This is a genomic window from Paraprevotella xylaniphila YIT 11841, assembly GCF_000205165.1.
Lineage (GTDB): Bacteria > Bacteroidota > Bacteroidia > Bacteroidales > Bacteroidaceae > Paraprevotella > Paraprevotella xylaniphila.
On the sequence record NZ_GL883843.1, the window covers coordinates 1 to 9,209 of the forward strand.

A 9,209-nucleotide genomic window follows, 5' to 3' on the forward strand; every position below is an offset into this window, starting at 1 on the left:
TCCCGACTTTGAAGATTACAGCATGAAGGGGCGCACTTACCGTTACATGACGGAGAAGCCTCTCTTCCCTTTCGGTTATGGTTTGAGTTATACCACGTTCGCCATCTCCAAAGGCCGTTTGAGCAAGTCTTCCGTGGAAGCGGGCGAGGGCGTGAAGTTCACGGCTCAGGTGAAGAACACGGGCAAGCGTGACGGTGCCGAGGTGGTTCAGGTTTACGTCCGTAAGGTGGGCGACACGGGTGGTCCGTTGAAGAGCCTTCGCGGTTTCCGCCGTGTGGAACTGAAGGCAGGCGAGAGCCGTAGGGTTTCCATCGAACTGTCCCCCGAAGCTTTCGAGTTCTTCGACACGTCCACGAACACGATGCGCGTGGTTCCCGGTGAGTACGAAATCATGTATGGCAACAGTTCGGACACGCCGGAGGGAAACAAGTTGAAGGTGGAGTTATTGTAATTTAACAGCATTGGGAAAGTATCTCGGGTCGTATTCCGTGTGGCTCGTCATGCTTTCCTTTTGATGTGCCTGCCAATAGGTGCATTGTTACTTGTTTGTGCTGTGAGGAGGCAACCAAATGCTTTTCAGTTTGAGAAATCTGTAGGTTTTGGTTGCCCTTGCTTCGTATTTTTTATATTTTGGTTGATTTTTATAAATCAAAGTGCAGGTTAAATGACTACTTTTGTTCACCTAACCTTTTTAAACAGATATGTATGACAAGCAGATTCTTGAAGAAAATCCTGTGCTTGTTGTTGTTTTGTGGTATGTGTGCCATGAAGCAACAAATTGTAGCGGCATCGAAAGCTGAACCGGTGGATTATGTGAATCCCTATATGGGGAACATCAGCCATTTGTTGGTACCGACTTATCCCATTGTGCATTTGCCTAACAGCATGTTGAGGGTTTACCCCCAAAGAGGAGACTACACATCCGGAAAGTTACATGGTTTGCCTGTGTTGCAAATCAGCCATCGGGGAAGCTTTGTTTTTAATTTGTCTCCCTTTCAAGGCGACGAGGCGGATTTGGCACGTGTGATGGACTATGAATATGACAATGAGGTGGTGAAGCCTTATTATTATAAGGTGGATTTATGCGACCAACAGTTGCACGTGGATTTTGCCCCTTCCCGCCAGTCGGCCATTTATCATTTTGATTATCGGCGGCAGAATACGGTTCCTTATTTGGTGCTGAACGGTGGAAATGGAGAATTGACAGTCGAGGGGAACACGGTCTACGGTTATCAGAATATCTGGAATAACCTGAAAGTGTACATTTATATGGAGACGGACGTGACGCCGGAGCAAAGCGGTGTGTTCCGTGACGGAAAATGGAACAGGGAAAAACGGAAGGCGGAAGGAGACGACATTTGTGTGGCACTGTCCTGGAGTCCTGCTTTGTCTTCTTTGAACGTCCGTTATGGCGTATCGTATATCAGTGTGGATCAGGCCAAGAAGAACCTGAAGAGAGAAATACCGGGATTTGAGTTGGAGACGGTGGCTGAAGAAGGCCGTCGTATATGGAATGAAGAGCTGGGAAAGATTCGGATTTCTGGAGGTACGGAGAACGACCGTCATGTGTTTTACACGTCTTTGTACCGTTGTTTGGAGCGTCCGGTCTGCGTAAGCGAGGACGGACGTTATTTCAGCGTCTATGACAACAAAGTACATGATGATGGCGGGCACGCATATTATACGGATGACTGGGTTTGGGACAGTTACCGTGCGGCGCATCCTCTGCGCATCTTGCTCGATGCCCCTAAGCATACGGATATGCTCCGTTCTTTTTTGCGAATGGCGGAGACGGACGGACGGCACTGCCTTCCGAATTTCCCGGAAATCACGGGAGATTCGCGCCGAATGAATTGTAACCACGGTGTGTCGGTCATGGCCGATGCATGGTGTAAGGGTATCCGGGATTTCGATTTGCGGGAAGCGTACGCGTATGCTAAAAACAGTTTGGAGAAGAAAACGTTGGCACCGTGGTCTTCCGCTGCTCCCGGGTGGTTGGACAGTTTCTACATGGAGAAAGGATATATTCCGGCTCTCTGTCCCGGCGAGAAGGAAACCGTGCCGGAAGTAAACTCTTGGGAAAAGCGGCAGGCGGTGGCTGTTACCTTGGGTACCTCTTACGACCAATGGTGCCTGTCCCGCATGGCTGCCGCGTTGGGTTTGGAGCATGAGGCGAAACATTATCTGGATTGTTCTTACAATTACCGTAACCTGTTTAATCCGCAAACTTCATTTTTCCATCCCAAAGATAAAGAAGGCAAATTTATAGAACCGTTCGACTACCGTTTCTCCGGAGGGATGGGGGCGCGGGATTACTATGGCGAGAACAATGCCTGGGTATATCGTTGGGACGTGCAGCACAATGCAGGCGATTTGGTGAAGCTGATGGGAGGAAAAGAGGCGTTCGTCCGGAATCTCGATGCCACCTTCAACGAGTGGTTAGGACGGCCGAAGTATGAGTTTTATGCCCAGCTTCCCGACCATACGGGTAACGTGGGGCAGTATTCCATGGGTAACGAGCCTTCTTTGCATATACCTTATTTATATAATTATGCCGGGGCTCCGTGGAAGGCACAGCATCGCATACGTTCGTTGGTACATCAGTGGTTCCGCAACGACCTGATGGGGATGCCCGGCGATGAGGACGGCGGAGGTCTTTCAGCGTTTGTGGTATTTTCCATGATGGGATTCTATCCGGTAACACCCGGATTGCCGGTTTATCATATCGGAAGCCCTTTCTTCTCTTCCATAGAACTGAAATTGAGCAATGGGAAAACACTGGAAATCATAGCCCGGAACTGTTCGGAAGAGAACAAATACATCCAGTCGGCTAAGTTGAACGGGAAGGTTTGGACAAAACCTTGGTTTAGCCATGAAGATATCGTCAATGGAGGTAAACTTGAGTTTGTCATGGGAAACCGATGCAACAAGGAATGGGGTAGTGGGGCGGAAGACGTACCTCCTTCTTTGGGTATGAAAAACAATAACTAAATGTTAACAAAATAGTAAAATGAAAAAGAATTATCGATTAGGGATTTGTCTGTGGGCAAGTTACGGGCTTTTGGCTTGCACACAAGAGGTAAAGGTGTATACCACGTCTGAAACGGAATTTTGGAAACAAGCGGTGGTGGAAGTGCAATCGGCGGATGGGGCGGTGCCGGACATTGTGGTTTCCGATGAACGGGAACAGTCGTTCGACGGATTCGGCGGGTCTTTCGGAGAGATTGGATGGGATGCCCTTGCGTTGCTACCGGAAGAAAGACGGGAGGAGGTCATGCAGGCTTTGTTTGCTCCGGAAGGGATACATTTTGCATACGGGCGTATTCCTATGGGGGCTAACGACTTTGCCCGTGATTATTATACATGCAATGATACGGCCGGAGACTTTGAAATGCGGCATTTCACCATAGAGCGTGACAAGCAGGCGATGATTCCATACGTGAAGGCCGCGTTAAAGCAGAATCCGGAGCTTAAGTTATGGACTTCGCCTTGGACGCCGCCGGTGTGGATGAAAGCCACCCGGCATTATGCTACGGCACCGGGAGACCATAATGACTTCACGGAAGAGAACGAGGTGGAAGGCGACCATCTCATTCAGCAGCCGGAGTATCTGAAGGCATACGCGCTTTATCAATCCAAGTTTGTGGAAGCCTATCGGAAGGAGGGAGTAAACATTTCTTTGTTACAGTTCCAAAACGAGCCTTACACCAAGAACCAATGGCCGAATTGCAGTTGGACACCCGCTTCAATGGCCAACTTTATCGGCCGGTATCTCGGTCCGCTCTTTGCACAAGAACATCCGGAAGTGGAACTGTATTTCGGTACGTTCAACTGCAACCGTATGGCTGATTTAGATCGCGTGATGCAGGATACGGCCGCGGCACGTTATGTACGTGGCATCGGTTTGCAGTGGGAAGGCAAGGACATTGTGGGCGAGATACATGACAAATATCCTGAAATGCAGTTGATGCAGACGGAAAACGAGTGTGGAAGTGGTACTTTCGATTGGGCGGCTGCCGAACATACCTTTGATTTGATTAAAACTTATCTTGACGGAGGCGTGAATACGTATATGTATTTTAATATGGTGCTTCAGGATGAGGGAGCCAGTTCGTGGGGATGGAAACAGAACGCATTGGTGCGTGTCCTTTCTTCTACAAAGGAGGCTGTCTATACACCGGAGTTCTATTTGCTGAAACATTTGAGCCATTTCTTGAAACCGGGTGCCCATAAGCTCAAAGTGGAAAAGGGGAATGACGTGCTGGCCTTCCGGAATCCGGATGGGGAAACCCTTGTGTTTTGCATGAACAGGGAAGCTACCGAGCGCGATGTACGGTTGGCCTGTGGCGATAAGATGATGATTTTGAAATTACAACCTAAAACCTTTAACACAATAATCTATTAAACTGTCAAGTATGAATGTATTGAAAGTAGTCGGCTGTTCCATGGCCTTGTTTGCCCTACCTTTGTCAGGGCAAACAGACGGAGGAACTGAGTTGTTCAGAGATATGAAAGCGCCTCAACACGAGCGTATCATGGATCTGTTGTCCCGTTTGACCGTGGAAGAAAAGATTTCCTTGTTGGTCAATGATGCCCCGGCTATCGGGCGTTTGGGGATAGATAAGTACAATCATGGCAATGAAGCTTTGCATGGAGTCGTGCGGCCTGGGGATTTCACGGTGTTTCCGCAGGCCATAGGTATGGCTGCCATGTGGAATCCGGAGTTATTGTATCGCATATCTTCTGCCATTTCGGACGAGGCGCGCGGACGATGGAAAGAATTGGAATACGGGAAAAAGCAGATAGCCGGAGCAAGTGATTTGCTGACTTTCTGGTCGCCCACGGTCAATATGGCCCGTGACCCCCGTTGGGGGCGTACGCCGGAGACGTACGGAGAAGATCCCTACTTGAGCGGGGTGCTCGGAGTGGCTTTCGTGAAAGGTTTGCAAGGCAATCATCCCCGGTATCTGAAGACGGTTTCCACCCCGAAGCATTTTGCGGTGAACAATGAAGAGCACAACCGTTCGAGTTGCAATGCCAAGGTGTCGGAGCGTGATTTGAGAGAGTATTACTTGCCTTCTTTTGAACGTTGTATTACGGAGGGAAAGGCGCAATCTATCATGATGGCCTACAATGCCGTGAACGATGTACCTTGTACGGTGAATACCTATTTGATAAAGAATGTGTTGCGTGGAGATTGGGGATTTAATGGTTATATTGTTTCGGATTGTAGTGCACCTGAATGGATGATTACCAAGCACCATTATGTGAAGACCCGTGAGGCGGCCGCAACATTGGCCGTTAAAGCCGGGTTGGATCTGGAATGCGGTAATCAGGTGTATGGAGAAGGGCTGTTGAAGGCTTACCGGCAATATATGGTGAGCGAAGCGGACATAGATTCCGCTGCTTACCGGATTCTCCGGGGACGTATGATGTTGGGATTGTTTGACGACCCGTCACAGAACCCATATAACCAGATAGAACCGTCCGTGGTAGGCTGCAAGGCCCATCAGGATTTGGCTTTGGAGGCAGCACGTCAAAGTATGGTGTTGCTGAAAAACAAAGATAACTTTTTACCGTTGAATCCCCAAAAGGTAAAATCCATAGCTGTTGTAGGCATCAGTGCGGGGCATTGCGAGTTCGGGGATTACAGCGGTACGCCGAAGAATGAGCCGGTGACGATTCTCGACGGAATCAAGCAGTATGCGGAAGAATACGGTTTCAAGGTCGCTTATGCTCCTTGGGTTTCCGCCAGCGAAGATTTTGAACCGGTGACGAAAACCTATTTCCCCGAGGGCTTGAAAGTGGAATATTACCGGAACAATAGCTTGTCCGGTGAGGCTTCTGTCCGGATGGAAGAAGAGTTGCTTTATGACCCGGTGCACAAGCCCGACCGTTTCCAACCTGAAGCACCTATGTCTATCCGGTGGACGGGACAGTTGAAACCTATCGTGTCAGGAGTGTACACGTTGGGGATGAAGTCGGACGACGGTTGCCGGGTGTATGTAGACGGCAAGAAGGTGATAGACGCTTGGACCGAGCATAGCGTGCAGATGGATGAAGCCATGATAAAGTTGGAGGCCGGAAAAACATACGATTTGCGCGTGGAGTACTTTGACAATGGCGGGGACTGTTTTGCCGGATTGTATTGGAAAGCTCCTTCGGCCGGTTCGCAAAAAAACGTATTGGCTCGTTATGGCGATGCCGGTAAGGTAGCGGCAGAGTGCGATGTGACGGTGGCTGTGTTGGGCATCAATAAGTCCATAGAACGAGAGGGACAGGACCGTTTCACTTTGGAACTGCCGATAGACCAACAGGAGTTTATCAAGGAACTTTATAAGGTCAATCCGAACACGGTGGTGGTATTGGTGGCCGGAAGTTCCCTGGCCGTAAACTGGATGGACGAGAATGTCCCGGCCATTCTCAACGCATGGTACCCCGGTGAGCAGGGCGGAAATGCTGTGGCAGAGGTTTTATTCGGTGATTATAACCCGGGCGGCCGTTTGCCTCTCACCTATTATAATTCTTTGGATGAGATTCCGGCTTTTGACAATTATTCCGTGAAGGGACGTACCTACCAGTATTTTGAAGGCCAACCTTTGTATGAGTTCGGTTACGGTTTGAGTTATACCAAGTTCCGTTACAAGAGCAAGGGAGTGAGTGTGGCGCGAGACACGGTGAAAGTCAGCTTTGAAGTTTCCAATACCGGGAAGTATGATGGCGATGAGGTGGCACAAGTATATGTGAAGTATCCGGAAACCGGCACATACATGCCGCTTAAGCAGTTGCATGGTTTTAAGCGGGTACATATAAAGAAAGGCAAAACGTCCAAAGTGACGGTCGGTGTACCGAAGAAGGATTTGCGTTATTGGGATGAGCAGGAGCGCAAGTTTGTCACTCCTAAGGGAGAATATACCTTTATGGTGGGAGCTTCTTCCGAAGATATCAAATTCCGGGAAACAGTAGGACTTTGAGCAGAGAGAGGATATAGAGTACACAATGTATTTGATGTGTTGAATAGTAAACGATATAAGCATGAGAAAATTTGTTTTTGCTTTCTGTGTGGGAGTCATGGCGGCTACGTCCTCTCCGGCGCAGGACGAACCTTACAAAAATCCTGATTTGTCGCCGCAGGAACGTGCGGACGATTTGTTGAAGCGGTTGACGTTGAAAGAGAAAATCTCGTTGATGCAAAACCAGTCTCCCGGCGTGGAGCGTTTGGGCATCAAGCCTTATAATTGGTGGAGCGAGGCGTTGCACGGGGTGGCCCGTAACGGTTTGGCTACGGTTTATCCCATTACGATGGGGATGGCTTCCGTGTTCGACGACAAGCTGATAGAAGATATTTATGTGACGGTGAGTGATGAGGGGCGTGCCAAATTCCATGATGCCCGTCGCCATGGCCGTTACGGACGGGGCAACGAAGGATTGACGTTTTGGAATCCCAACGTGAACATTTTCCGCGACCCGCGTTGGGGACGAGGACAGGAAACTTGGGGGGAGGACCCCTACTTGACCACCCGTATGGGCGTGGCGGTAGTCCAGGGCATGCAAGGGCCGGCTGATGCCAAGTATGACAAGACACACGCTTGTGCCAAGCATTATGCTGTGCACAGCGGTCCCGAGGCCAAGCGCCATTCTTTCGATGTGGAAAATCTGGAGCCACGTGACTTATGGGAAACGTATCTTCCGGCTTTCAAGGCGTTGGTGCAAGAGGCGGACGTGAAAGAAGTCATGTGTGCCTATCAGCGTTTTGAGGGAGAACCTTGTTGTGGAAGCAATAGGTTGCTCACACAGATATTGCGGGATGAGTGGGGGTATAAGCATTTGGTGGTAAGCGACTGTGGTGCCATCAGCGATTTTTTCTATCAGGGGCGCCATGAAACCCATCCTGATGCAGCTACCTCCAGTGCTTCAGCCGTTATCAACGGGACGGATTTGGAATGTGGCGTGGAATATGCCCATTTGGACGAGGCGGTAGAAAGAGGGTTGATTACGGAACATCGCATCGACACCAGCCTTCGCCGCCTGTTGGAAGCCCGTTTTGCTTTGGGCGAGATGGACGACGATGCGCTTGTACCTTGGAGCCGTATCAGCATCGATACAGTGGATTGTGATATGCACCGCCAAATGGCGTTGGACGTTACGCGCAAGTCCATGGTGCTGTTGCATAACAACGGTATCCTGCCGTTAGACAAGGGCGACGTCGGAAAGATTGCCGTGATGGGGCCGAATGCCGTGGATTCCGTCATGCAATGGGGAAATTACAAGGGAGTGCCGGCACATACCTATACCATTCTGGAGGGTATCCGTATGGAGGTTGGCAATGTGCCGTACGAGAAAGGTTGCGAGCTGTTGGACAACCATGTGTTTGATGCCTATTATAATAAGGTATCCCATGACGGTCGGCCCGGCATGAAAGCAAAGTATTGGAATAATATGGAGATGCGGGGGGAGGTTGCGGCCACCCAAGAGTTGCCGTCTCCTATCAGTTTGAGCAATGGGGGCCATACGGTGTTTACGTCTGGAGTGGGATTGGAAAACTTCACGGCGGTATATGAGGGTACTTTCCGTCCGGAAGTTTCGGACAAGTATACGTTGGCCATAGAAGGAGATGACGGCTACCGCGTGTATGTGAACGGTGAGAAAGTTATTGATTATTGGGGGGAACACTCCAGTGCAAAACGGGAATATACATTAGAGGCTGTTGCCGGAAAGGATTATGAAATTAAAATTGAATACATGCAGGCCGGTGCCGAGGCATTGCTGAAGTTTGACATCGGAGTGCACCGGCAGATTCCTCCAACCGAAGTGGTCGAACGTGTAAAGGATGCTGAAACGATTATCTTTGTTGGTGGTATATCTCCCAATTTGGAAGGGGAAGACAAGTATTTTGTATATTGCCCGGGTTTTGCCGGAGGCGACCGCACTTCGATCGAGCTGCCTCAGGTGCAGCGCGACATCCTGAAGGCGTTGAAGGCGGCAGGCAAGAAAGTGGTGTTCGTCAACTGTTCGGGTTCAGCCGTGGCCTTGGTACCAGAATTGGAATCGTGTGATGCTATCTTGCAGGCCTGGTATCCGGGTCAGGCCGGAGGTTTGGCCGTGGCCGACGTGCTGTTCGGTGATTTCAATCCCAGTGGCAAGTTGCCCGTGACGTTCTACAAGAACACGGAGCAGCTTCCCGACTTTGAAGATTACAGCATGAAGGG

General features: G+C 49.9%; 5 protein-coding genes. All 5 read left to right on the forward strand.

What is annotated here, in order from left to right:
* A partial coding sequence (locus HMPREF9442_RS07335) for a fibronectin type III-like domain-contianing protein (RefSeq protein ID WP_008626945.1) occupies positions 1-451 on the forward strand: 451 nt, incomplete at its 5' end.
* A 254-nt stretch (positions 452-705) separates the two neighbouring features.
* Positions 706-2,991: a GH92 family glycosyl hydrolase gene (locus HMPREF9442_RS07340; RefSeq protein WP_008626947.1), complete on the forward strand. Its 2,286-nt coding sequence runs from the start codon at positions 706-708 to the stop codon at positions 2,989-2,991.
* Positions 2,992-3,010: 19 nt separating this feature from the next.
* Positions 3,011-4,405, forward strand: coding sequence for a glycoside hydrolase family 30 protein (locus tag HMPREF9442_RS07345; RefSeq protein ID WP_008626948.1), 1,395 nt, complete (start codon positions 3,011-3,013; stop codon positions 4,403-4,405).
* Positions 4,406-4,415: 10 nt separating this feature from the next.
* On the forward strand, positions 4,416-6,974 hold the full coding sequence (locus tag HMPREF9442_RS07350) for a glycoside hydrolase family 3 C-terminal domain-containing protein (protein WP_008626949.1): 2,559 nt from the start codon (positions 4,416-4,418) through the stop codon (positions 6,972-6,974).
* Positions 6,975-7,035: 61 nt separating this feature from the next.
* On the forward strand, positions 7,036-9,209 hold a 2,174-nt coding region (locus HMPREF9442_RS07355), incomplete at its 3' end, for a glycoside hydrolase family 3 protein (RefSeq protein WP_008626950.1).

Excerpts from the sequence above, each read along its gene's own strand:
- HMPREF9442_RS07345 (WP_008626948.1), top strand. The coding sequence starts at position 3,011 with ATGAAAAAGAATTATCGATTAGGGATTTGTCTGTGGGCAAGTTACGGG.
- HMPREF9442_RS07350 (WP_008626949.1), top strand. The coding sequence starts at position 4,416 with ATGAATGTATTGAAAGTAGTCGGCTGTTCCATGGCCTTGTTTGCCCTA.
- HMPREF9442_RS07340 (WP_008626947.1), top strand. The coding sequence starts at position 706 with ATGACAAGCAGATTCTTGAAGAAAATCCTGTGCTTGTTGTTGTTTTGT.